Below are 23,062 nucleotides of genomic sequence, written 5' to 3'. Positions count from 1 at the left end.
GCCTCCCTTGTTTGCCGATCTCACTTGCGGCTGACGTCGCGGTAATCCACCTGGCGGTGGAACTCGTAGGTATAGCCCTCGATCGACGACGCCATCACCGCGTCCTGGTTCGGCTGCCACAGCGGAATCTGCGGCATCTCGCTGAAATGGATCGCGTTGAGCTTGCGGCCGTCGTCGTCGTACTTGGCCTTGTCCGGCTCGAAGCGGGCTTCCTGCGCGATCGCGGCGAGCTCGGGATTGTTGATGGAGCTGTAGTTCCAGCGCTGATTGCCGGTATAGAAGTTGCGGTAGAAATAATCGGTCGACGGCAGCCAGGCGACGATGCCTTCGGTGAAGAACGGCAGCTTCTTCTCGTTGATCTGCGTCGACATCTGCGCATCCGGCAGCTTCTGAATGTCGACCTTGATCCCGATCTTCGCAAGCGATTCCTTCACCAGCGACGCCATCGGCTCGGCCGTCGAGGCCTGGCCGACATTGAAGCTGAAGGTGGTCGAAAAACCTTCGGGAAGGCCGGCGGCCTTGAGATACTCGCGGGCCTTGTCGAGATCGGTCTTCACCGGCGCCTGGAACGGATAGATGCCGTTCACAGGCTTGCCGTCCGGCCAGCTCGCGCCGAACAGCGGCGCGCCGCGGCCGAACAGCGCAGCCTTGAACATGTCGTCATAGGGCAGCGCGAAGGCAATGGCGCGGCGGACGTTGACGTTGTCGAAGGGCGGGATCTGGTTGTTCATCGAGACGAAGGTGATCGCATTGTACTGCGGCGTCGAGATCACCTTGAGCTTGCCCTTGGCCTCGAGCGACTGCACGTCGCTCGCCTGGAGATCGACGACGATGTCGGCATCGCCGCGCTCGACCAGGTTGGCGCGGGTCGCCGGCTCCGGCACCGACTGCACGATCACACGCTTGAAGAAGGCGGGCTTGTTGGCCGAGCCGCGGTTCCAGGACTCGTCACGCTTGAGGATCACCTGCTCACCCGGCTTGAAAGTCTCGACCACGTAGGCACCGCTGCCGGCGGTGTGCTCCTTCAGCCAGGCGGTGGCCCAGGGATCATCCGCGGTCGCGTGCTCCTTGGCGACCTTCGAGTTGATGATCATGGGATAGACGGTCGCCAAATTCGGCAGCGCGAGCTTGTCGGGCTTTGGCAGCGTCACCTCGATGGTGAGGGGATCGATCACCTTGAACTGATCGGCCGACGTCAAGGAGCCGGTCAGGAGCTGCGCCTTGCCGAGGATCGGCGCGGTGACGCAGCGATCGAGCGACCATTTCACATCGTCGGCCGTAACAGGCGAGCCGTCCTGGAACTTGGCGTCCTTGCGCAGGCGGAAGGTGAGCTTCAGCCCGTCGGGACTGACGTCGTAGGATTCGGCGAGCTCGCCGGTGATCGTGTCGAGATCGAACACCCATTTGCCGTTGAGCTGCTTGCGGCCGAACGCCACCAGCCGGTCGTAAGTGCTCATGCTCAGCGCGAAGGACTCGCGCGTCGAGCCGGGGATGTTGGGATCGAGCGTGTTGACGGATGCGCCGGTCACATAGCGCAGCGTTTCCGCCCTGGTTTGGGCCTGCGAGGGCGCGCTCGCGATGAGCAGAAGCGCGACAGTGGCAAGCATCGAGGACGCCGGCCTGAAAGACACAAAACGCATTCGTTTTTCCCTGAATTTCGACAAGAACGCCAGCAAGGCAGGTTAAGAAACAAGCAAGTTGCGCGCCAGTCTCACGGGTCGCGCGTGGGGACGCTTCGTCGCGGCGGCGCATGGATGATCATCGCGATTCCCCCGTCTTTCGCGCCGGCCGCGTGACCACGGCCTGCGGCACGTCATAGGCGCTGAGCGAAGCCCAGTGCCGCGCGATATCGGCACGAAACAGGCCGCGCGTCAGGCCGTGGACCAGCTTCGGGACGGCCGTCGTCATCGCGTTGATCGACGATCCCGACGGACCGAAGCTCATGGTGGAGGCGATGGCGAAGAGATGGATGTCGGAAATCCAGGGCGTCTCGCCTGCCACACGCTCGGTGAAGGCGTAATCGTCGGCGAGATAGGGAAAGCGGCCGAGCCGTTCGTTGCGCTCGCTCGAAGGCGGCTGATAGCGGTCGGCCCAGGTCGCGATGTTGCCGGCGAATGCAGCGAGCTCGCCGCGCCCGGCAAAGCTCATGTCGATGCCGGTGCCGCAGATGACGAAATCAGCACGGATGGCGCCGCGCGGCGTCTGCAATTCGATGCCTTTGCCCGTCTCCCGGGCCGCCTCGACCGGCGCGCCCTCGTGCAGTGTGAAATTGGCATGACGCGCGCAGCGATCATAGGTTGCTTGCGGAAAGCCTTCCCGCATTTCGAGGATGGTGCGCATGAAGCGCCAGCGCCAGGCATCGTCGAGATCGCTGAGATGACGCAGGAAGCCGCGAAAGGTCAGCCACCGATAGGGCTGGATCACCTGGATCTGCGTACGGCGGCACAGCAGATGCACCTCGGCGGCGCCAGCCTCCAGCGCGGTCGCCGCATTGTCGAAGGCGGACGCACCGGCGCCGATTACGGCGACGCGCTTGCCGCGCAGCTTTTCGAAGTCGATGTCGTCGGCGACGGTCGCGACCGAACCTGACGGCAGATGGCGGAGCGGTTCCGGGATCATCCAGCCGCCCATCCCCTCCTGCCCCGTCGCCAGCACGATCTTGCGGGCGTAGAGCGTCTCGACCTCTCCTGCCCGTTTTACTCGCGCGGTGAGCAAGCCGTCAGACGCAGGCGCGATCTCCAGGAGTTCGCAAGCGTTGCGCACCGGCAAGCCGACCGTGCGGCGCAGCCACAGCAGATACTCAGCCCAATGCCCGCGTTCGATCAGGCCGAGTTCTTGCCAGCTCTGCTTGCCGAAGCGGGCTTCGTGCCAGGACTGGTAGGTCAGGCTCGGAATGTCGAGGTCGGGACCGGTGTAGTCCTTGGGGCTGCGCAGCGTCGGCATGCGGGCGTAAGTGAGCCACGGACCCTCCTTCCCCTCCTCGGCCTTGTCGAGCAGCAGGATGTTGCTGACGCGGGAGCGCATGAGGCCGAAGCCGATGGCGATGCCGGATTGGCCGGCGCCGACGACGAGCACGTCCAGCGCCGGTTTGCCATCAGGCCCGATCTTCGGCTCAAGCCATGCCGCGCCCGGATGCGCGATCATGGCGAGATCAGCGCGAACGTCAGCTTCGAGCTCTCCCAGCGCGTCGGTCATGCCGCGAGCCAGCCTCCGTCAACCACCATTACGGTTCCGGTCGTGAAGGACGACGCGTCGCTGGCGAGATGCAGCGCGGTCTGCGCGATCTCTTCCGCCGTGCCAAACCGCTTCATGGCGTGGCGGTTGCGCGAAGCTTCGCGCACCTCGTCCGAATTGGCGTGACGGGCAAAGCTGCGGCGAAGCATCGGCGTGTCGATCGCGCCGGGCGCGATGGCGTTGACGCGAATGCCGTCGGTGGCGAAATCCACCGCCATCGTCCGCGTGAGACTCACGATCGCGCCCTTGGCGGCGATATAGGCGCTGTTGCCCTTGCCGCCGGCGATGGCGAGCTGCGATGCCAGCGTGATGATCGAGCCGCTCTGCTGCCGCTGCATGTGAGGCACCGCGGCTCGCGCCCACAGCCAGGTGCCGCCGACATTGGCGCGGAACACCGCGTCCCAGTCGTCCGGGCTCGTCGTCAGCACCGTGCCGCCGCAGGAGAAGCCGGCAGCGGTCATGAGGATATCGAGCCGGCCGTGGCGCGCCACGACATCGCCGGCAACAGTCTCGGCCAATGCGGCATCGCCGACGTCCCCGACATGCACCGTTGCCTCTCTCACGAGGCCCAGCGTTTCCTGAAGACCCGCGGCATCGCGATCGACCAGCGCGAGACGCGCGCCCTCCGCCGCGAACAGCTTTGCGCTGGCCCGGCCGATGCCCGAGCCCGCTCCGGTGATGATGGCCGTGCGCCCCTGCAGCCGCATGTCAGATCCCTTCCTTGTGCTGCATCCACCAGGCGCTCATCGCTGCGGCCGACTCCACGCAGCCGAACCGGGCGCGCCAGCCGAACTCATCGGCCATCCGCTTGACCGACATCGGCGCACGATCCCCGCCGTGGAGCTTGATGAAGGTCTTCTCTCCGGGTGACGCGAGCCGGCACTCCAGCCCGGGATGAAGGGCTGCGAACGCCTCACCCCATTGCAGCGCGGACCAGGCTGCGCCGCTTGAGATGTTGTAGAGCCGGTGGCGTGGCCGCTCGGCTTCGATCAGCACCGCCACCGCTTCGGCGGCGTCGGGCGCGTAGGTCCAATCCTTGATGCCTGGCGCAGGGAGAAGGGCCGGTTCGCCGCGGGCGAACGCAGCAAGGATCTGGAACTGGAGGCTGGGCGTATCGCGCACCTTCCCGATCTGCTCCCACGGACCGAACACGGCGCTTAACCGCACACTCAGAAAATCGCCTCCCCACAACTCGGCAAGCCGCGCCACGGATCTCTCTGACGTGAATTTGCTGATCGCGTAAAATGAGACGGGATCGCACGGCGTCTCCTCGTCCAGTACCGGATAGCGTTGCCCCGCGGCACCATAGGCCGACGCAGAGGAGAGATTGATCACGCGCCGAACGCCACGGCGGATCGCAACGCTCAGGATCGGCATCTGAGCCATCACATTGATCTCGAGGATGCTCGAGGTCGTGGTCCGCTCGAGCTGGTCCCCGGCGGTTATGGCAGCGCCAAGGATGATCGCATCAAAGCCTTGCTTTACCAGCGCGTCGATCCTCTCGATGTCCGTGATCTCGCCCTGAATAATCGAGAGCCGCTCCCGGTGGTCAGCAAAGAACCGCTCCGCGCCAGCCGGAAGTTGCTTACGATCATACAGCGTCACCTCATGGCCGCGCGCAAGCAGCACCTCGGCAACATTGAGGCCGACAAAGCCGGTGCCGCCGAAGATGACGATCTTCATCGCGCGCGATCCACCGTCACAGCAGTTTTGCTCCGAAATTCCGTTCCGGATCCATGTCCGCGACCAGCCGGCCCGTCGGCTTCGCTGCCTCGCCGCCGCTGCGCGCCAGGAACTTTCCGCTGCCGGCGCTTGCGAGGCACTTGTTGCCCTCGACGATCACGCGGCCGCGCGAGAGCACCGACACCGGCCAGCCCTTCAGCTTCCGCCCGGCAAACGGCGTGTAACCGGCGAGGTCGTGCATCATCTCGTCGGCGATCACGGTCTCGCGATTGGGATCCCAGATCGCGATATCGGCGTCAGCGCCGACCGCGATCGAGCCCTTGCGCGGATGCAGATTGTAGATCTTGGCCGGCGCCGTCGCAGTCAGCTCGACGAACTTTTCCAAGCCGAGCCGGCCCTTCGAGACCATCGCGTCGAACAAGAGCGGCAGCCGCAGCTCCAGCCCCGGCAGGCCGTTGGCGACCTGCTTGAAGTTTGGATTGGGGCCGGCGCGCAGCTTGCCGGTCTCGTCAAAGCGATACGGCGCGTGATCCGACGAGATGGTCTGGAGATCGCCGAGCGACAGCGCCTGCCACAGCGCCTCCTGGTCGGCATGCGTGCGCGGCGGCGGGCTGCACATCCATTTGGCGCCGTCCGCACCGGGCTTGTCGAGATCGGCAGCGGTGAGGAACAGATATTGCGGGCAAGTCTCGGCAAAGACCTTGAGCCCCTGCCCGCGCGAGTCGCGGATGACCTTGGCGCCTTCGGCGGTGGAGACATGGAAGATCATGATCGGCTGGTCGATCAGCGCCGCCATTCCGATCAGCCGGGTGAACGCCTCGGCCTCCGACACACGGGCGTGGCTGACGGCGTGGTATTTCGGCAGCGTGTAGCCGCGCGCGAGCAGGCGCTTCACCATCCAGGCGATGATGCCGTGGTTTTCGGCGTGCGCGCACAGCATCGCGCCGGACTGGCGCGCGGCAAGGAGGATGTCGAGCAGCGGCTCGTCGTCGACCTTGAGCCGGTCGTAGGTCATGAAGATCTTGATCGACGCATGCCCCTGCTTTACCAGCGCCGGGATGTGCTCCTCGACCGTCTCCCTGGTCGCGTCCGCAATGATCATGTGGAAGGCGTAGTCGATCACCGCGCCCTTCTTCGCCAGCGCGTGATAGTCCTCGACCACCTGCGGCAGCTTCATGCCGACATGCTGGGCGGCGAACGGGATCACCGTGGTGGTGCCGCCGAACGCCGCGGACACGGTCGCGCTCTCGAACGTATCGGCATTCATGATGCCGGCCGCGGACAATTGCTCGATATGGGCGTGGCTGTCGACGCCGCCGGGCAGCACCAGCTTGCCGCGCGCGTCGATCTCGCGCTTGGCGGCCGGAAGGCCGCGGCCGACGGCTGCGATGGTTTCGCCGGAGATGGCGACGTCGGCCTCGAAGACGTCAGTCGTGGTCGCGACGCGGCCGCCGCGAATGATCAGGTCGTAGGTGGGTTCAGTCATGAGGCACTCCGTGATAGGCTCAACGCACGTGATCGCAATTTCTTGGAAAGACCATCATGCCCCGGCCGCGCATTCTCGTCATCAATCCGAACTCCAACCCCACCGTCACGCAGGGGCTGGAGGACGCCTTGAAGCCGCTCGATTTCGAGGGCGGACCGGAAGTGGTTTGTCGGACGCTGGCCGAGGGTCCGTTCGGCATTGAAAGCCAGGCCGACGTCGACAGCGTCGCGATGCCGCTGCGCCGGCTGGTGGAAAGCGACAACAGTTTTGCCGCCTTCGTCATCGCCTGCTATAGCGATCCCGGGCTTCAGGTCTGCCGCGAGGGCACCGACCGGCCCGTGTTCGGGATCGCGGAGTGCGGCGTGCTGACGGCGCTGGCGCGCGCCGAAACCTTTGGCGTCATCGCCATCGCCCAGCGCTCGATCCCGCGGCACATGCGCTATCTCAGGCAGATCGGACTGACCGACCGCCTCGCCGGCGAGCGGCCGCTCAACATGAGTGTTGCAGAGACCGCGTCCGGCGAAGGCACGCTGGCCAAGATGATCGACATCGGCCGTGCGCTGCGCGACGAGGACGGCGCCCGCGCCATCGTGATGGGCTGCGCCGGCATGGCGCGCCATCGCCGCCCGCTGGAAGACGCGCTGCGTATTCCCGTGATCGACCCGACACAGGCGGCCGTCACCATGGCGCTCGGAGCGGTGCAGTTCTCGGCTCACTAGGCGTCCTTCAGCTCTTTGGCGTCCTGCCGCGCGCGCCATTGCGCGTGGCTCTCGCGGACCAGTGCGAACGTGTCCCGCTGCGTCGTGTAGAGATTGCCGAACATGCGGCCGATCGGCCGGTAGGCGTCGAGATCGACATACATGTTGGCCTCGTCGACGAGGCCCTCGCGGGCGTGAACCCTGAGCACCTCGCCGACCAGCAGCTCGCGATCGGGCGAGAACGTCATCACGACATGGCGCCGGCATTCCAGCGCAAAGGGTGCCGCAGCGAGACGCGGCACCTTCACGTCGACCGAGGGAAGCGTGGCGAGCCCGGTCGCAGCGACCTCGCTGTCGCCGGAAGGAAAATCGACCGCGCAGTCGTTCATCGCCACCGACAGCGCCTCGTCCACCATGTGAACCACGAACTCGCCGTCGCGATGGATGTTGCGGGTCGTGTCCTTCGGGCTGTGATCCGGCTTGTGCTGAAGCCCCAGCACGATCAGCGCGGGACTCTCGGAGAAGACGTTGAAGAAGCTGAACGGCGCGGCATTGACCGCCCCGTTCTCGTCCAGCGTCGTCACCAGCGCGATCGGCCGCGGCACCACCACGCCGCAGAGCAGCTTGTAGCGGTCGCGCGGATCGAGCTCGGCTAAGGGAATGCCTGATGTGCCCTTGTCGGCCATCGGCGTCACTTTTCCGGCGGCGGCACCGCGCCGGTTTGGCTGGTGATCAGGCCGTAATGCTCGATGCGGCGATGCCGCGCGAAATCGAAGATCGTGGTCTTGCCGAAGGTGGTGGCATCGAGGTCGCAGGCGTGAACCAGAACCTCGTCGTCCTCAGTCCTGGCCTCGGCGACGATCTCGCCGTTGGGGTCGACGATCAGGCTGCCGCCAAACAGCGGGTGGCCATCCTCATTGCCGGCCTTGGCCACTGCGACGACCCAGGTTGCATTCTGATAGGCGCCGGCCTGCACCGAAAGGCGATTGTGAAACAGGCGCTTCTCGACGCCCTCCTCGCTCTTCTCCGCATTGACGGACGGCGTGTTGTAGCCGATCAGCACCATCTCGACGCCCTGCAAGCCCATGACGCGATAGGTCTCGGGCCAGCGCCGGTCGTTGCAGATGGCCATGCCGATGATGCCGCCGAGCTCACGCCAGACCTTGAAGCCGAGATCACCCGGCTCGAAATAGCGCTTCTCCAGGTGCTGGTGCGAGCGCTTGGTGTCGTATTCCACATGGCCCGGCAGATGGATCTTGCGATATTTGCCGACGATCCTGCCGGACTTGTCGGTGAGGATGGCGGTATTGAAGTGATGGCCGTCCGGCGTCAGCTCCGCATAGCCGAAATTCATCGCCATCTGATGCTGCGCCGCGCGCTCGAACAGCGGTTTCGTCGCCACACTCGGCATCTCGCGCTCGAACCAGTTGTCGAACTCGGCCCGGTCCTCCACGTACCAGCGCGGAAAAAACGTCGTCAGCGCCAGCTCCGGATAGACGATCAGATCGGCGCCTTTTGCTTTCGCCTCGTCCATCAGCGCGATCATGCGCTTGACCACGGCCTCGCGGCTGTCGGCTTTCTGAATCGGGCCCATCTGGGCGGCGGCAACATTGACGATACGCATAAGCGGGTTCCTGGTGACCTCTTGGACGAAGCTGAACATCGCAGCCTCAACGATTTGCCGGCGCCGGCAGCATAGCGCAGCCGCGTCCGGAATTTCCAGCCGGGCGCCTTCTCATGCGGTCCGCCCCCATTCGGCGTCTTGCAGCAGTCGCCAGTTGATCTTGTTGCTCGCGGTCCGCGGCAAATGATCGACGAAGATAACGGCGCGCGGCGCCTTGTAGCTCGCCATGACGCCGCGCGCCCAGCCGATGATATCGTCCGCCGACGTCGTCGCGCGCATCGCCTCGTCCAGCACCACCAGCGCCTTGACGGTCTCGCCGCGATAATCGTCCGGCGCCGAGACGATACAACACTCCCGGATGGCGCGGTTCTGGTACATGGCCGCCTCCACCTCGGCCGGCCACACCTTGAAGCCGCTGACGTTGATCATCCGCTTGAGGCGGTCCACCGCAAAGAAATAGCCGTCGGCATCGCGATAACCGAGATCGCCCGTGCGCAGGAACCGTTTGCCTGAGAGTTCGATGAAGGATTCAGCATTGGCCTGGGCGCGGTTCCAGTAGCCTTGCAGCACCTGCGGCCCGTGCACGACGATCTCACCGACGACGTTGTCGTCCAACTCGATCAGGCTCTCGGGATCGACGATCCGCGCGTCGGTCTCCTGCACGGCGATGCCGAGACACTGCCGCTTCGGCGCCGCCATCGGATTGAGGTGCGTCGGCGACATGGTCTCGGTCATGCCGTAGCCCTCGACGAAATCGAGACCGAAGCGTCCCTTCAGCCGTTCGGCCACCGCCGTCGGCATCGCGGCGCCGCCGCCGGTCAGCACCTTCAGCTTCGCAAAACACCGGTCGCGGAACCGCGCGCTTGCGAGCACGTCCACGATCATGGTCGGGGCCGCGTTCCAGAACGTCACGCCATAGGTTTCGAACAGGTCCGGCAGCAGATCCTTGTCCCAGCGCGCCATCAACAGCAGCGTGGCGCCGGCGACGATCGCAGCATTCATCGAACCCTGCATGCCCGCGACGTGGAACAGCGGCATGAATCCAGTCATCACGTCGCCGCCGTTGATCCCGTACCAGCGCGCCTGCAAGGCCGCGGTGAACAGCGCGCTGCGATGACTGTGCATGCAGGCCTTGGGCTTGCCTGTCGTCCCCGACGTGTAGGGCAGGATCATGAGGTCGTCCGGCCCGGCGGCCATCGCACCCGGCCGCAAGTCTTGCGCGATCGCGGACGACCAAAAGTGCCAGCCCGGCGACGACGGCATCTCCGACGGCGCTTCGGTCACGCAGGACGGCAGCGTATAGGGCGTGGCGACCGGAACCTCGTCGCGATACTGCGCGACGATTGCATACGCAATGGCATCCCCGACCAGCGGAGCAAACACATCGCTCAGTTCGCTGCCGATGATCGCGACCTCCGCGCCGCTGTCCGCGGCGAGATACGCCATCTCGGCGGTCTTGTTCATGGGATTGACCGGCACGATCACGGCGTCCGCCCGCATCACCGCATAATAGGCGATGACATATTGCGGCGAGTTCTGCAGCGCGATCATGACGCGGTCGCCGCGCTTGATGCCGCAAGCACCTTGCAGGAAACCCGCCAACGCGTCGACACGCTCACGCAGCTCGGCGTAGCTCAGGCTCGCACCGTAGAACACCGTCGCCGGATGCGACGGCCGGTCGTTCGCCGCGCGTGCCAGCGCGTCGTACAGCGTCCCTTCCGGCATCGCGAGATGCCAGGGCTCATCCACCGGCCAGGCCGGCGAACGACGGGATGCTGCGTGATCTATACTCACCCGTGCTCCTCGTCCGCGACGTCGAGACCGTGGTCGAGCGCATCCAGAAGCTGCTCAGCTTCGCGCTCGGAGATCACGAGTGGCGGCGCCAGGAACAGCGAAGTCTGCTCGCCGCTGGTGCCGATCACCGCGCCGGCTTCCAGCGCCCGCTCCGCCACGCGCGAGGCGATCGGCACCTCCGTGGTGTCGGCATGCCAGGTGCGCCAGTCCGGGCCGTGCAGCTCCACCGTCCAGTGCAGTCCCTGCCCCGCCACGCGCTGCACGCTCGGATGTTTCTGCGCGATCGCGAGCAGGCGGCGGGTGAACAGCCTTTCGAGCTCTTGGACATGCTCCAGAATCTTGTCGTCGCTGACGACCTTCAGATAGGCGCTGACGGCCGCCATGCTGATCGGATGGCCGCGCAGCGTGCCATAGTTCTGCCAGCTCGTGCCCTTGAGCCGCTCGACGATGTCCTTGGACACCACGACCGCGGCCACCGCCGCCGCACCGCCGCCGAGCGACTTTCCGAGCGTCACGATATCGGGGCGGCTCTCCGCGCCCTGAAACGCGAACCAGCGGCCCGCGCGACCTGCGCCGGTGACGACCTCGTCCGCGATCCAGTACGATCCCACCTGCCGCGCGCGGCGCGCCACCTCGTCCTGATAGGCGCCGTCGTAGTAGATGCCGCCTTGGGTGTAGTCGATGATCGTCGCCGCCGTGTCGGAGAGCAGACGCGCGGCATCCGCCAGATATTCGCTCGGCGGCGTATTATTGGCCGGTGCGCCGTAGATCGCGCCATTCGGTGCCGGCAAAATCCGTACTGGCGCCATCGGTGCCGGCAGCTGCGAACCGCCTGAGTGCACCGCGAGCCCGCCATGCCATTGCGGCTGCACCGTCATGCTGCGCGACAGGCCGGTGATGCCATGATAGGCGCGCTCGCGCGTCGCCAATGCAGAGCGCTGCGTCAGCGCCTGGCAGAGCGAAAGTGCCATGTCGTTGGCCTCGCTGCCGCTGATGCAGAAGCGGACCGCACCGACCCAATCCTCTTCGCCCCCGAACGCGGTGGCCATCAGGTCGTCCGCGGCCTGCTCGCGACCGACCCAGGTCCACCCCTCATTCACGACCGGCGTATCGGCCGCACGGCGGATCGCCTCCACCATCGCGGGATGACGATGCCCGAGGCCGCCGCCGGTGTTGCTGCCGTCGATGAGGCGGCGGCCGTCGGACAGGTGGAAGTAGACGCCCTCGCCGCCGACGACGGCCATCGGCGCGGCCTCGCCCGCATTCAGTCCGGTTCGCAACAATCTGCTCATCGCGGGTCCCCTCACTCCGCAGCCGCGGCGCCGTAGCCACCGCCGCCGCACATCTCGATCGTGACGAGATCGTCTTGCTGCAGCACCAGATTTGATTTGCCGTCGATCGCAACATGCGCCCCCTGCCGGATCAGCGAGATACGGCAGGTCTTGCCGGCCTCGCCGCCCTGCATGCCGAATGGCGGAATCACCATGCGCTCGATGCAGGTGGTCAGGTGCATCGACGGCGCCAGGATGCGATAGGTGCGGACGGAGCCGTCACCGCCGCGATGAGCCCCCGCGCCGCCGGAATGCCGGCGAATGGCCTGCTGCTCCAGGCGGATCGCGTAGCTCGCCTCGATGACCTCGACCGGCGTGTTCGAGGTGTTGGAGAGATGCACCCGGGTTGCCGACATGCCGGCGCGATTGTGCCGGGCGCCCTCGCCGCCGCCATGGACCTCGTAGAGCATCTTCCATGAACCGTTCGGTCGCGGTTCGGCAAAGAACAGGACGCCCGCGGTGGTGGCGCCACCGGCCGACAGCCGCTCGGGAATGGTGTCCTGCATCGCACGGAAGATCGCATCGACGATGCGCATGGACGTCTCGTGGTTGCCGGCAGCGACCGAAGCCATCCAGCCCGGCTCCAGGATCGAGCCCGGGCGCGTGATGATGGTCAGGGGCCGGAGTGCACCCGCATTCTGGTTCATGTCGCGTCCGCTCATGATGCGCGCGGCATAGGCGACGGCCGAGCGGGCCATGAACGGCGTCGTGTTGCAGAAGTTCGAGACGCGGTCGCAGCTTCCGGAGAGGTCGAAGGTCGCCTCGTCGCCGCGAATAGTGATCTTGACGTGGATGCGCGCGGGCGCGTTGTTCGCGCTGCCGTCGTCGAGATAATCCTCGCCTTCGTAGACGCCATCCGGCAGCGCGCGCAGCGCCTCGCGCATCTCGATCTCGGAGAGATCGTGCAGGCGGGACTGCGTTGCCGTGAACACCGCCTTGCCGTGCTCGCGGCAGAGCTCGACGATGCGCTTCTCGCCGGCCTTGGTCGCCGCGATCTGGGCCAAAAGATCGCCCTCGCAGGACTCGGGGTCGCGGACGTTGGCCTTGAGCAGTTGCACGATCGGCGTATTGACGCCGGCTGAGGTTGCGATCAGCACCGGCGGAATCTGCATCGCCTCCTGGAAGGTGTCGATGGCCTTTGCGAAATAGCTGCCCGGCCAGGTGCCGCCGATGTCGGGCCAGTGCGCGAGGCTGACCGCGAAGGCGACGATCTCGCCCTCGACGAAGACGGGACGCACGACCTTCACGTCGTTGAGATGGTTGCCGCCGAGCGCGCCGACATTGTAGATCACCACGTCGCCGTCGTTCAGGCTGTCGCGCGGCATCACCTTCAGCAGCTCGGGAATCGTGTAGGCCATCGCGCCGAGATGGATCGGGATGTCGCGGCCCTGCCCGACCAGGCCGCCGCGACCGTCGGTGATCGCGGACGACAGGTCCCCGGCCTCGCGCAGCAGCGGCGAGCGCGCCGAGCGCGTCATCACCAGGCTCATCTCTTCGGCGGCGGCGGACAACCCGTGCCTGATGACTTCGACGACGAACGGATCGAGCTTCATGCCGCCCTCCGCGTCAGGAACAGATTGCCGGCGGCGTCTGGCCTCGCTTGCCAGCCGGGCGGAACCACCACTGTTGACCACGCGTCTTCGATGATGGCCGGACCGCTGACGATTTCGGTCAGTGCAGCGCGGTCGATGATCGCGGTTGCGATCTCGTGGAAGCCGTCGAACGAGCAGATGCGCGTACCTGAGGACACGGCCCTCACCGCTGTCGCCGGCCGACTGACGACGGTCGTCGACGGGCGGCGCGCCTGCACCCGCACGGATTCGATGACGCAGCTCTCCTTCGTCGCATAGCCGAAGAGCTCGTGATGCCGCGCCAGAAAATCCTTCTTGAGCCCAGCCACGTCGAGCGGCAGTGCGAACGGCACCGGAATGGCGTCGTTCTGCGCCGCATAGCGCATCAAGGCCACCAGCTCGACCTGGATCTCTGCCCTGGCGACACCGTTGGCAATCAGCGGCGCCGAGGCATCATCAATCAACGTCCCGATCCGCTCCGACACGCGCGCCAAGTCGATCCCTTCAAGCGCCGCGCGAAGAGTCTGCTGTTGGAGGAAGCTGAAATCGGCGGTGAGACAGCCCAGCGCTGAGAACGCACTCGATGCGCTCGGCACGACGACCGCTGCAATCCCGTAGAGATCGGCAAGACCCGCAGCATGCATCGGTCCGCCGCCGCCGAAGGCGAGCAGCGTGCAATCGCGCCCGTCGATGCCACGCTCGACCGTGACGCGGCGGAGCGCGCGCGCCATCGTCGCGTTCGCAACCTTGATGATGCCGAGCGCCGTTTCGGTCAGGCTCATCCCCAACGCACGCGCGATCGGCGCGATGACATCAGCGGCCGCCTTGATATCGATCCCGATGCGGTCGCCAAGCTTGGTCTCGGGATTGAGATAGCTGAGCACGGCGTTGGCGTCGGTGATGGTGGGCTCGGCTCCGCCGCGGCCGTAGCAGGCCGGCCCCGGCTCGGAGCCGGCGCTCTCCGGCCCGACCGTCAGGCCACCGGGACCGTTGCGCACGATCGATCCGCCGCCGGCACCGATGGAATGAACCGCGAGCATCGGCTGGCGCAGCGGCTTGTCGCCGAGCATGCGGCCGTCGGTCATCTCGGCCTGGCCATCCACGATCAGGCACACGTCGGTCGTGGTGCCGCCCATGTCGAAGGTCAGCATGCGCGACGTGCCAAGCTGGCGCGCGATACTGACCGAGGCCGAGACGCCGGCCGCAGGACCCGACATCGCCATCACCAGCGGCCGCCGCTTCACCGCCGAAATCGGGATCATGGCGCCGGCCGAATGAAACACCTGCAGGCCGGCTCCGATCGGCAGCCGCTGCTCCAGCTCGCTGAGATATTCCACCGCGATCGGCATCGCGGCCGCGTTGAACACGGTTGCCGAGGTCCGCTCATATTCGCGCGCCTCGGGATTGACCTCGTGCGACAGCGAGACGTGGGCGACGACGTCCTTGAGCCGCTCGCCGAGAATCTTTTCATGCACCGGATTGGCGTAGGCGTGCAGCAAGGCCACCGCGACGCTCTGAACGCCGGTCTGCTTGAGCCAGGCCACCAGACGCTCGATCTCGGCGTCCTCAAGCGCCTTCAGCACCCTGCCTTCGTGATCGAGGCGCTCGGCGAGTCCAAAGCATCGTTCGGGCGGCACCAGAGGCGGCGATTTCGGGGGAATGTCGAGCCGATAGAGATCGCGGCGGCGATAGCGCGCGATCTCGAGCACATCGGCAAAGCCTTCGGTCGCGACCAGCGCAACCTTCGGCAGCCGGCCCTCGACGATGGCGTTGGTCACGCGGGTGGTGCCGTGGACGAAGCGCTTGACCTCGCTCTTGCGCAGGCCGACGGCCTCGATGGCCTCAAGCATCGCCTGAACGGGCGCCTGCGGGCGCGACGGCACCTTCGCAATCCGCGCCTCCGCGGAGTCGCGCCGGATCGCGATGATATCGGTGAAGGTGCCGCCGATATCGGTGCCGACTTCCCAGTGATGTTCGGAAGAGCTCATGTGCAGGGATCAGCTACGCGTGACGTCCGAACCGGACGCCGGGTCCTTGCCGTTCATCGCAACGTCCAATGCCGAAACCAGAGCGCTCATCATGCATCCCTTGTCATGCCACCGACCGAGAGCGTGCGACAGAGCGATGGGCACGGGATAGGGCCAGAGTTGTCGCAAACCACTAGACCAGCGCGCGACCGGCGCCGTGCGCCGCGCCACCTGTTGCACGTTTTGGTGCAGTCGTGCCCGCAGAGAGTGCACGCGAACACGAGCGGGTTCACGCGAAAAACGTGCAGCGCACCACGGAATTCTCCGGGCAAATCGCAACTCCTGCTGCGCTGCAATCCGAACGTCTGAAATCGTCTGTCTAATTTGCAGGCGATCGAACGGCGCTGCGGGATCGTCGGGTGCCTATGAGCTATGCACCACGATCGGCTCTGCCTCTCTTTATTGTACGAACAGTACGAGACGATATTGCCGGATCGGATGATGCATTGCGGGAGCCGCTGCCGATGCAAGCCGCGATTCTCGCAAGCAGCGGAGATGCATCCTCGACGCGCAGCCGCCCGTATCCGAACACCAGGCCTTGCAACGTCGGCTGCTCCAGAAAATTCTGCGACAGCGGCTGCACATGGATGCCAGCCTGCTTCAGGCTTGCAGCCGCTTCGCGGTCGCTCATCCGCGCCCGCATCGCCTCGGTGAACAGCGCCACCAGATGCAGTCCCGTCACCGCCGCGGACACAGTCAGATCGTCAGGCATCAGCGTGGCGATCGCATCGATCAGCGCCTTGCGCCTGGTGGCATAGGCCCGGCGCATCCCGCGCAGGTGCCGCAGCAGATGCCCCTCCCGCATGAATTCGGCGAGCGCGAGCTGACCGACGCCGGAGGTGTGAACGTCGATCCGCGCGCGGCCCTTGGAGAAGCCCTCGATGAAACGCCTGTTGGCGACGATGTAGCCGAGCCGCAGGTTCGGCATCATGATCTTCGAGAAGGTGCCGAAATAAATCACCCGCCCCTCGCGATCGAGCGAACGCAAGGAGGCGATCATGCTGTCCTGGTGCCTGAACTCCGAATTGTAGTCGTCCTCGATCACCCAGACATCGTTCTTGTTGGCCCAGTCGAGCAGCTCGAGACGCCGCTCCAGGCCCATGCTGACGCCGAGCGGATATTGATGCGACGGCGTGACCACGATCAGCCGGGCACCCGGCGCGCGTCGAATCCCTTCCGAGACCACCAGCCCCTTGTCGTCGACCGGAACCGGAACGAGCTTTGCGCCGGCCGCCGTGAGCGCCCACCGGGCCTCGACAAAGCCGGGCTCCTCGACCCAGACCTCGTCGCCGGGATCGAGGATCATCCGGCTACAGAAATCGAGCGCCCCCGATGTGCCTGACGTGACGACGACCTCCTCCGGCGCGCAGACCAGCCCGCGCACCGAGCCGAGGAAATTTGCGATCTCGCTGCGCAGGCGCGGATGGCCTTCGGGAGGGAGATCGAGGCACTCCTGCTCCCTCGGATTTTGCCAGGTCTGGCGCAGCAGGCGCGACCAGTCCTTGAAGGGGAACGTCGAGATATCAGGTGCGCCGGGACTGAACTCCGACGGCCAGTTGGTCTCGTAATCGAACGCCAGCAGTGATTGCCAGCGCTTCGACATATGGGCGGGCACGGCCGCGGGCGACGCCACCGACGGCGGCTCCGCGTGCGGTGTTGCGACTGACGCCACCATGACGCTGCCGCGCGGGGTCGATTCAAGATAGCCCTCGGCGTAGAGCAGATCCCACGCGGTCAACACCACCGTGCGCGAGCAGCCCAGCTCCCGCGCGATCTCCCGCGAACCCAGAAATTGCGTTCCGGCCGGAAAGACGCCGCGCAGAATGCAGCCCCGGATGTGGGCCGCGATCTGCAAGTGCAGCGGCACAGCCGACGTCCGGTCGATGTGCATCCCGGCGAGAGATACGCGCTTGTTCGGTTGACGGCTCTTGTCCATCGCGCAGAGGTGATTGTTGGAACGGCCGGCGATCGCCAGCCTCACCTCAGGATGCGTCAAGAGCGGATTCGGGTCCAGCCTCGGCTGGATCGGTCACCCCGACCGTGTGGTAGGCGCGGCCGAAATAGATCAGATTGTCGGTGCAACCGAATCTCTGCAGGGCCACGACGCGGCAGAACAGCACGTCATGCGTACCGACATTGACGGTATCGGCAATCCGGCAGTCGAACGCGGCGGAACAGTCGGCCAGCACCGGCGCACCGGTTGCGAGTGTCGACCACGCGGCCGCGGCAAACCGTTCGTCGGCGGGCACCTTGCCGCCGAACAGCCGGGACAGCGGCTCATGCCGGGCCGAGAGCACGTTGACGCACACCACCTCGTTGCGCGTCACGCTGGAGTAGGCAGAGGAGCCGCGGTTGATGCAGACCAGAAGCGTCGGCGGATCGTCGGTAACGCTGCAAATGGCGGATGCGGTAAATCCGGCGCGACCCGCGCTGCCGTCTGTGGTCACGATGTTGACGGCCGCGCCGAGACAGGCCATCGCATCGCGGTAGTCCTGTGGGGCCACATCCTGCATCCGCATCCTCACACCGCAATGCCAGGCGCAAACGCCAGCTCGCGCAGCACCTGGGCCAGCACGGAGGCGCCGGCGGCAACATGATCGGGCTCAGCCCATTCGTGCTCGACATGGCTTGCGCCGTCGCGGCACGGGATGAAGATCATCGCGGCGGGACAGATCTTGGCAAGATGGCGGGCGTCGTGACCGGCGGCGGAGAGGATCTCCATGGCGGAATGCCCCTGCGCGCGCGCGGCTTCCGCAATGCTCGCCCGCAGGCACGGATCGAAGGCGTTTGATGGCGCATCGACGAGCGGTGTCACCGTGACCGCGCACGGTGCGGCGTTCTGCTGGCAAAGAGCCGCGATGCGCGCGCCCGCGGCATCGAGCACCGCATTATCAGGATGACGCAGATCGATGCTGAAGCTGACGCGCGAAGGCACCACCGACGGCGCGTTCGGAACCACGGCAACACGGCCGATGGTGAACTTGATGTCGGCATCGACCGCGCCGATCTCGCCATGGAGCGCCGACGCCATCCGGGCAAAGGCCGCGAGCGCATCCCGCCTCTCCTGCTGCGCCAGCGTGCCGGCGTGTCCTTCGGCGCCCTCGACCACCACCTGAAACGTCTTCTTGCCCTGGATGCCCGTGACGACCCCAATCGCGCAGTCGGCTGCCTCGAGCAATGGTCCCTGCTCGATGTGCAATTCGAGATACGCTCCGGCCGCGAAGCCGAGTGGCCTGCGCGGCACATCAGGGAAAGCCTGGTGGAGGCGGTCGAGCGCTTCGCCGACGCTGATGCCGTCGGCATCGCGCGCGGCGCGGATCGCATCCATGTTGCGTTCGCCGGTAAAGGCCTCCGAACCCATCATGCCCGGGGCGAAGCGCGAGCCTTCCTCGTTCATCCAGGCGACGACGATGACATCGCGTGCCAGCCTGTCACTTTGCTCGGCGAGCGAGACCGCCGCCTCTAACGCCGCCATGACACCGGCCGCGCCGTCGAATTTCCCGCCGGTCGGCTGGCTGTCGAGATGACTGCCGAGCAGAACCGGCGACGCGGCGCGATCGCGCCCGGCCAGCGTCAGGAACAGGTTTCCCGCGGCATCCGTCGACGGCGTCAAGCCCGCCTCGCGCGCCCAGCCGATAGCACGGCGCCAGGCGGCAATCTCGCCGTCACTCGGTGCCTGACGGTTCACCCCGCCGGCGGGCGTCGCGCCGATCTCGGCGAGCGCCATCAGGCGCGTCCAGAGCCGATCGGCGTTGATCAAGGTGCTCGATCCCATCGACCTACTTCGTGCGCATGATCTGGCCCGGCAGCGCGCGCGGATCGCGCGGCAGCCAGCGCCCGGCCTCGACCTGGGCGATGAACTCGGCAAGCAGCGCGTTGAACGCCGCCGGCTCCTCGAGATTGAGCGTGTGGCCGGTCTTGGGGAAGACCGAGAGACCGCAGGCCGGAATGGTCTTCTTCAGGAAGATGCCGGGCTGGAGACAATGATCGTCCTCGTCACCGACGACGACCAGCGTCGGCACCATCATCTTCTTCAGGCCGTCTTCGAGATCGTAGAAGGACGGCCGCCGTGCCTGGACCCCGCGCATGGTGTTGGCGGCGCCGCGGTCGGAATGGGTGGCAAGGCGATCGGCGAATTCCTTCCAGCCGCGCGGATCCTTGTTCTGGAACTGCACCCGGCTCGCGCCGAGCGCGTAGATCTTCGAAAATTCCTTGGCGCCCTGCTTCTCGAAATTGTCGGCAACTTCGAGCGAGACGCCGCGAAAATATTCTTCGAACTCCTTCTCGCAGCCATAGCCGGCGCCGGCCACCGTGAGCGACAAGGCACGCTCCGGCGTGCGCAGGCCGAAATGCACCGTACAGAAGCCGCCCATCGACAGGCCGACGATGTGCGCCTTCTCGATTCGGAGCGCGTCGAGCACGGCGACCGCATCGTCAGCGGCGATCGCCTGCGAATAGGCCTCCACGCTGTCGGGCACATCCGACGGCGGATAGCCACGTGCGGCGTAAGTGATGCAGCGATGGCGCCGGCTGAAATAGCGCAGCTGCGGCTCCCAGCTTTCGTGATTGCCGCCGAATTCATGGATGAAGAGGATCGGCGTGCCCGCGCCCGCCTCTTCCACATGGAGCTTCACACCGTCTTTGGTGGTGATCATCGTCATCGACATATTCCCTAGAATTGCGGCGGCAGGTCGTTGAGCGTGCGCGCCTGCGCAACCATGTCCGGCAGCAGCGTGCAGAGCTTTTCGACCCACGCCTGCGGCACGGAGGTGCTGATCTTGACGAAGCGGTCGCCGAAGCGCTGCGTATGATACGTGCCCTGGCGGATCATGATGCCCTGGCGGCGATAGCACTCGACCAGCGCCTCGGGACGGATGCCCGCTGCGATGGTCTCCAGCACCAGAAAGTTTCCGTGCGAGGGCATGATCGGCAGCGCCAGCCCTTCGATCGCGGCCGCCGCCTCCTGGATCATCGCCTTGTTGGCCCGGTCGGTGCTGCGGACCTTCTTCATCCATTCGGCCTTGACGGAAAGTCCCGCCTGCGCCGCACGCTGGGCGATGACGCTCGCACCAAGCACGCTCGTGGATGTCAGCGCCAGTTCCTCGAACAGGTCGGGCGCTGCGACCAGAGCGCCGATCCGCAGGCCGGCAAGCCCGAGCCATTTCGAAAAGCTGGTCGAGACCACCGAGCCTTGCGGCGCCACGTGGAGCGCCGGGGTGTGGCCGTCGGCGAAATCGCGGTAGGTGCAGTCGTGCACCAGCAGCGCGCCGCAATCGCGCGCAATCGCCGCGAAGCTCTCGATCTCCTCGCGGGTGTAGCGAATGCCGAGCGGATTGTTGGGATCGACGAGATAAATGATCGCCGTGCGCTCATCGACATTCGCCTTCAACGCCTCGGGCGTCAGGCGGTAGTTGCAGGCCGGATCGTAGATCGGAATCTCGATCACCTCGGCGCCCTGCTGGCGCGCGAACAGGCACGGCCATTTCCAGGTCGGATCGGTCGTCACCAGCGTCGTGCCGGGCTTGCAGCGCGCGCGACAGATCATCGCCAGCGCGTTGACGCCGCCCTCGGTCACCAGCGCTTCCGCGCCGGGCACACCGAGGTCGGCGACGATCGCGGCACGCAGCGCCTCGAAGCCGAGCGGCGGGGCATAGGCATTGAACTCGCCAGCCTCGATCGAGCGCAGCATCGCCTCGCGCACGGCGGGGTGGCTCTCGATATGGTTGGTGTTCTGCCCGAGCCAGTAGAGCCCGGGCGTCGCCGAGAGCTCATCGAAATAGCGGTTGCGGAGCAGTGCCGCGGATTGAGGCTTCGACATCGAGGCCTCAGATCACCGAGCCGCGTGCGGCGATGCCGCCGTCGATCGTCACCACGGTGCCAGTGATGTAGCCGGACCTTGGCGAGGACAGGAAGGCGACGAGATCGGCGACCTCCTCCGACGTCGCGGGGCGCTTGCCGGGATATTTGTCGAACAGCTCCTCCCAGCGGCTTTCGTCGCCTAGCATGTCGATCGCCTTGCGCTTCATGATCTTGAGCATGCGGTCGGTGGCAACCGGCCCCGGATTGACCGCGACGACGCGCACGCCGTGATCGAGGCTGCGGCCGCCGAGCGCCTTGGTGAAGGACATCAGCGCCGCGTTGCCGGTCGAGCCGGCGATGTAGCTCGCGTCCCAGTTCTCACCGGAATTGCCGATGATGTTGATGATGACGCCGTCCTTGCCCTTCATGCGCGGATAATAAAGACGCGACAGCGTGATGTAGCCGAACACCTTGAGATCGAAGCCGCGCCGCCAGGCGGCATCATCGAGGATTTCCAGCGAGCCGGCCGGGATGTCGCCGGCATTGTTGACGAGGATGTCGATGTCGCCGACCTCGGCCGCGAGCTTCTCCATCGCGGCCGTGCTCGACAGGTCGAGCGCGTGGATGGTGATCTTCACGCCAAAGCGGGCTTCCAGATCACGCTTGGCCTGGAGCATCGCCTCGCCATTGCGGGCGGCCAGATGCAGGTGACAGCCCTCCGCGGCGAAGAGCTCGGCCACCGCAAGTCCAATTCCTTTCGACGCGCCGGTGATCAGGGCGGTCTTGTTCGTCAGCTTCAGGTCCACTCCGGGTCTCCAGGATGCAAACTAGATATACAAGGTCTAGCAATTTGCATACCAAGCGACCCGAGGGGTCATTCGAAGGCGGCGAGGAAGTCCAGAAGGTTGTCGCCGAGCAGGTTGACGTGGTCCCGCATGGCGCTGTGCGCCCGCTCGGGATCGTGGGCCAGGATCGCCTGCATGATCGCCTCATGCTCGCGAACGGTGTCGGCAATCCGGTTCGGCATGCGCGTCACCCGGCGGCGATACGCCGCCACCTGGTTGCGCAGCTTGCGGGTCTGCTCGGCCAGGAAGGCGTTGCGCGAGGCCTCATAGATCGCCTCGTGAAATTCCTGGTTGATGTCGTAGAAGACATCGATATCGCCGGTTTCACCTGCCGCCACAAGCCGCTGGTGAATCTCGCCAATTTCAGTCCCCCAGGCCTGGGAGACGCGCCGCGCGGCGAGCCGCGCGCAGAGCCCTTCCAGCTCCGCCATGACCTGGAACATCTCGATCAGCGCCTGCGCCTTGATGCTGCGGACCGTCGCCCCTTGCCGGCCGCGCAGTTCGACCAGATTGTTGGCGGCCATCAGACGGAATGCCTCCCGCACCGGCGTGCGCGAGACGCCGAAGCGCTGGGCGATCTCCTGCTCGTCGAGCCGGCTGCCCGGCTCGAGATGCCCCGCCGCGATCGCCCCTTCGAGCTTCTGGCGCAGGCTCTCGGCGAGCGTCATGCCGGGGCCTGCCGCCAGGGTTTCGTGCCCATTTTTCACGCGCCTGCCTCCGGCATGTGCACCAATATCCGCCATCATGTTTCTCCGATATCTATATACGTATACAAAATGGCACCAATCTTCCAGTGAACCGGCCGATTTTCTGGCGGAGACGCGCGCATCTCCGGGATATCCACCTGCCAACTCGCAAATCTTATGCCTGATTTGCCGCGAAATCGCACTGGCACACGAGTTGCTAAGAGATTTCGACGCGGTCCGCTTTCGTATGCGAATGGCCGCCGCCATTATACAAGGACATCCCG

At 65.8% G+C, this 23,062-nt stretch carries 19 protein-coding genes; 1 reads left to right on the top strand and 18 read right to left on the bottom strand.

All coding sequences use genetic code 11. The features are described from left to right. Positions 1 to 20 precede the first annotated feature (20 nt). The 5 genes from AAFG50_RS15520 to hydA all read right to left on the bottom strand — a co-directional run bounded on the left by AAFG50_RS15520 (position 21) and on the right by hydA (position 6,403). Positions 21 to 1,640, bottom strand: a complete 1,620-nt coding sequence (locus tag AAFG50_RS15520; protein WP_028172068.1) for an ABC transporter substrate-binding protein — start codon at positions 1,638 to 1,640, stop codon at positions 21 to 23. A 118-nt stretch (positions 1,641 to 1,758) separates the two neighbouring features. Beyond that, entirely contained in the window at positions 1,759 to 3,195 is a 1,437-nt protein-coding gene (locus AAFG50_RS15515; protein ID WP_028172069.1) for an NAD(P)/FAD-dependent oxidoreductase, read from the bottom strand. Continuing rightward, positions 3,192 to 3,941 (bottom strand): SDR family oxidoreductase, encoded by a 750-nt coding sequence (locus AAFG50_RS15510; RefSeq protein ID WP_011086119.1) that lies wholly within the window; start codon positions 3,939 to 3,941, stop codon positions 3,192 to 3,194. Before AAFG50_RS15510 ends, AAFG50_RS15515 begins: the two co-directional genes overlap by 4 nt. A gap of 1 nt (position 3,942) precedes the next feature. Then, positions 3,943 to 4,917, bottom strand: coding sequence for an NAD(P)-dependent oxidoreductase (locus AAFG50_RS15505; protein ID WP_028172070.1), 975 nt, complete (start codon positions 4,915 to 4,917; stop codon positions 3,943 to 3,945). 16 nt (positions 4,918 to 4,933) lie between these two features. Next, a complete protein-coding gene (hydA, locus tag AAFG50_RS15500; protein WP_028172071.1) occupies positions 4,934 to 6,403 on the bottom strand; it encodes a dihydropyrimidinase in 1,470 nt (489 codons plus the stop codon). A gap of 56 nt (positions 6,404 to 6,459) precedes the next feature. Between hydA and AAFG50_RS15495 the strand changes: the two genes are divergently transcribed. After that, positions 6,460 to 7,122 carry an aspartate/glutamate racemase family protein gene (locus AAFG50_RS15495; protein ID WP_028172072.1) on the top strand — a complete coding sequence of 221 codons (663 nt, stop codon included), beginning with the start codon at positions 6,460 to 6,462 and terminating at the stop codon, positions 7,120 to 7,122. On the opposite strand, the gene AAFG50_RS15490 is transcribed toward AAFG50_RS15495, so the two are convergent. The 13 genes from AAFG50_RS15490 to AAFG50_RS15430 form a co-directional block, all read right to left on the bottom strand. Next, positions 7,119 to 7,787, bottom strand: coding sequence for a flavin reductase family protein (locus AAFG50_RS15490; RefSeq protein ID WP_171463751.1), 669 nt, complete (start codon positions 7,785 to 7,787; stop codon positions 7,119 to 7,121). The genes AAFG50_RS15495 and AAFG50_RS15490 overlap by 4 nt on opposite strands. Positions 7,788 to 7,792: 5 nt before the next feature. Continuing rightward, positions 7,793 to 8,725, bottom strand: coding sequence for an N-carbamoyl-D-amino-acid hydrolase (locus AAFG50_RS15485; protein ID WP_028172073.1), 933 nt, complete (start codon positions 8,723 to 8,725; stop codon positions 7,793 to 7,795). Between the two features lie 111 nt (positions 8,726 to 8,836). After that, entirely contained in the window at positions 8,837 to 10,519 is a 1,683-nt protein-coding gene (locus AAFG50_RS15480) for a long-chain-fatty-acid--CoA ligase (protein WP_028172074.1), read from the bottom strand. Then, positions 10,516 to 11,811 carry an aspartate aminotransferase family protein gene (locus AAFG50_RS15475; protein ID WP_028172075.1) on the bottom strand — a complete coding sequence of 432 codons (1,296 nt, stop codon included), beginning with the start codon at positions 11,809 to 11,811 and terminating at the stop codon, positions 10,516 to 10,518. The genes AAFG50_RS15480 and AAFG50_RS15475 overlap by 4 nt, the downstream gene beginning before the upstream one ends. Before the next feature lie 11 nt (positions 11,812 to 11,822). Then, a complete protein-coding gene (locus AAFG50_RS15470; RefSeq protein ID WP_028172076.1) occupies positions 11,823 to 13,403 on the bottom strand; it encodes a hydantoinase B/oxoprolinase family protein in 1,581 nt (526 codons plus the stop codon). Further along, on the bottom strand, positions 13,400 to 15,409 hold the full coding sequence (locus AAFG50_RS15465) for a hydantoinase/oxoprolinase family protein (protein ID WP_028172077.1): 2,010 nt from the start codon (positions 15,407 to 15,409) through the stop codon (positions 13,400 to 13,402). Before AAFG50_RS15465 ends, AAFG50_RS15470 begins: the two co-directional genes overlap by 4 nt. Before the next feature lie 409 nt (positions 15,410 to 15,818). Further along, positions 15,819 to 17,384, bottom strand: coding sequence for a PLP-dependent aminotransferase family protein (locus AAFG50_RS15460; RefSeq protein ID WP_039185050.1), 1,566 nt, complete (start codon positions 17,382 to 17,384; stop codon positions 15,819 to 15,821). Between the two features lie 46 nt (positions 17,385 to 17,430). Next, entirely contained in the window at positions 17,431 to 17,961 is a 531-nt protein-coding gene (locus AAFG50_RS15455; RefSeq protein WP_038966016.1) for a flavin reductase, read from the bottom strand. Positions 17,962 to 17,969: 8 nt separating this feature from the next. Continuing rightward, on the bottom strand, positions 17,970 to 19,223 hold the full coding sequence (locus AAFG50_RS15450; protein WP_342714191.1) for a Zn-dependent hydrolase: 1,254 nt from the start codon (positions 19,221 to 19,223) through the stop codon (positions 17,970 to 17,972). A 4-nt stretch (positions 19,224 to 19,227) separates the two neighbouring features. Continuing rightward, positions 19,228 to 20,109: an alpha/beta hydrolase gene (locus AAFG50_RS15445; protein WP_028172080.1), complete on the bottom strand. Its 882-nt coding sequence runs from the start codon at positions 20,107 to 20,109 to the stop codon at positions 19,228 to 19,230. Between the two features lie 11 nt (positions 20,110 to 20,120). After that, entirely contained in the window at positions 20,121 to 21,266 is a 1,146-nt protein-coding gene (locus AAFG50_RS15440; protein ID WP_028172081.1) for a pyridoxal phosphate-dependent aminotransferase, read from the bottom strand. A 7-nt stretch (positions 21,267 to 21,273) separates the two neighbouring features. Next, positions 21,274 to 22,053: a short-chain dehydrogenase/reductase gene (locus AAFG50_RS15435; RefSeq protein WP_011086104.1), complete on the bottom strand. Its 780-nt coding sequence runs from the start codon at positions 22,051 to 22,053 to the stop codon at positions 21,274 to 21,276. Positions 22,054 to 22,121: 68 nt separating this feature from the next. Beyond that, entirely contained in the window at positions 22,122 to 23,045 is a 924-nt protein-coding gene (locus AAFG50_RS15430) for a GntR family transcriptional regulator (RefSeq protein ID WP_028172082.1), read from the bottom strand. Between the last annotated feature and the right edge of the window lie 17 nt (positions 23,046 to 23,062).

Origin of the sequence: Bradyrhizobium sp. B039, assembly GCF_038965675.1 — a bacterium.
GTDB classification, from domain to species: Bacteria; Pseudomonadota; Alphaproteobacteria; order Rhizobiales; family Xanthobacteraceae; genus Bradyrhizobium; species Bradyrhizobium diazoefficiens.
The sequence above is the reverse complement of the archived record's forward strand: the minus strand, read 5'-3'. Positions and strand labels throughout refer to the sequence as shown.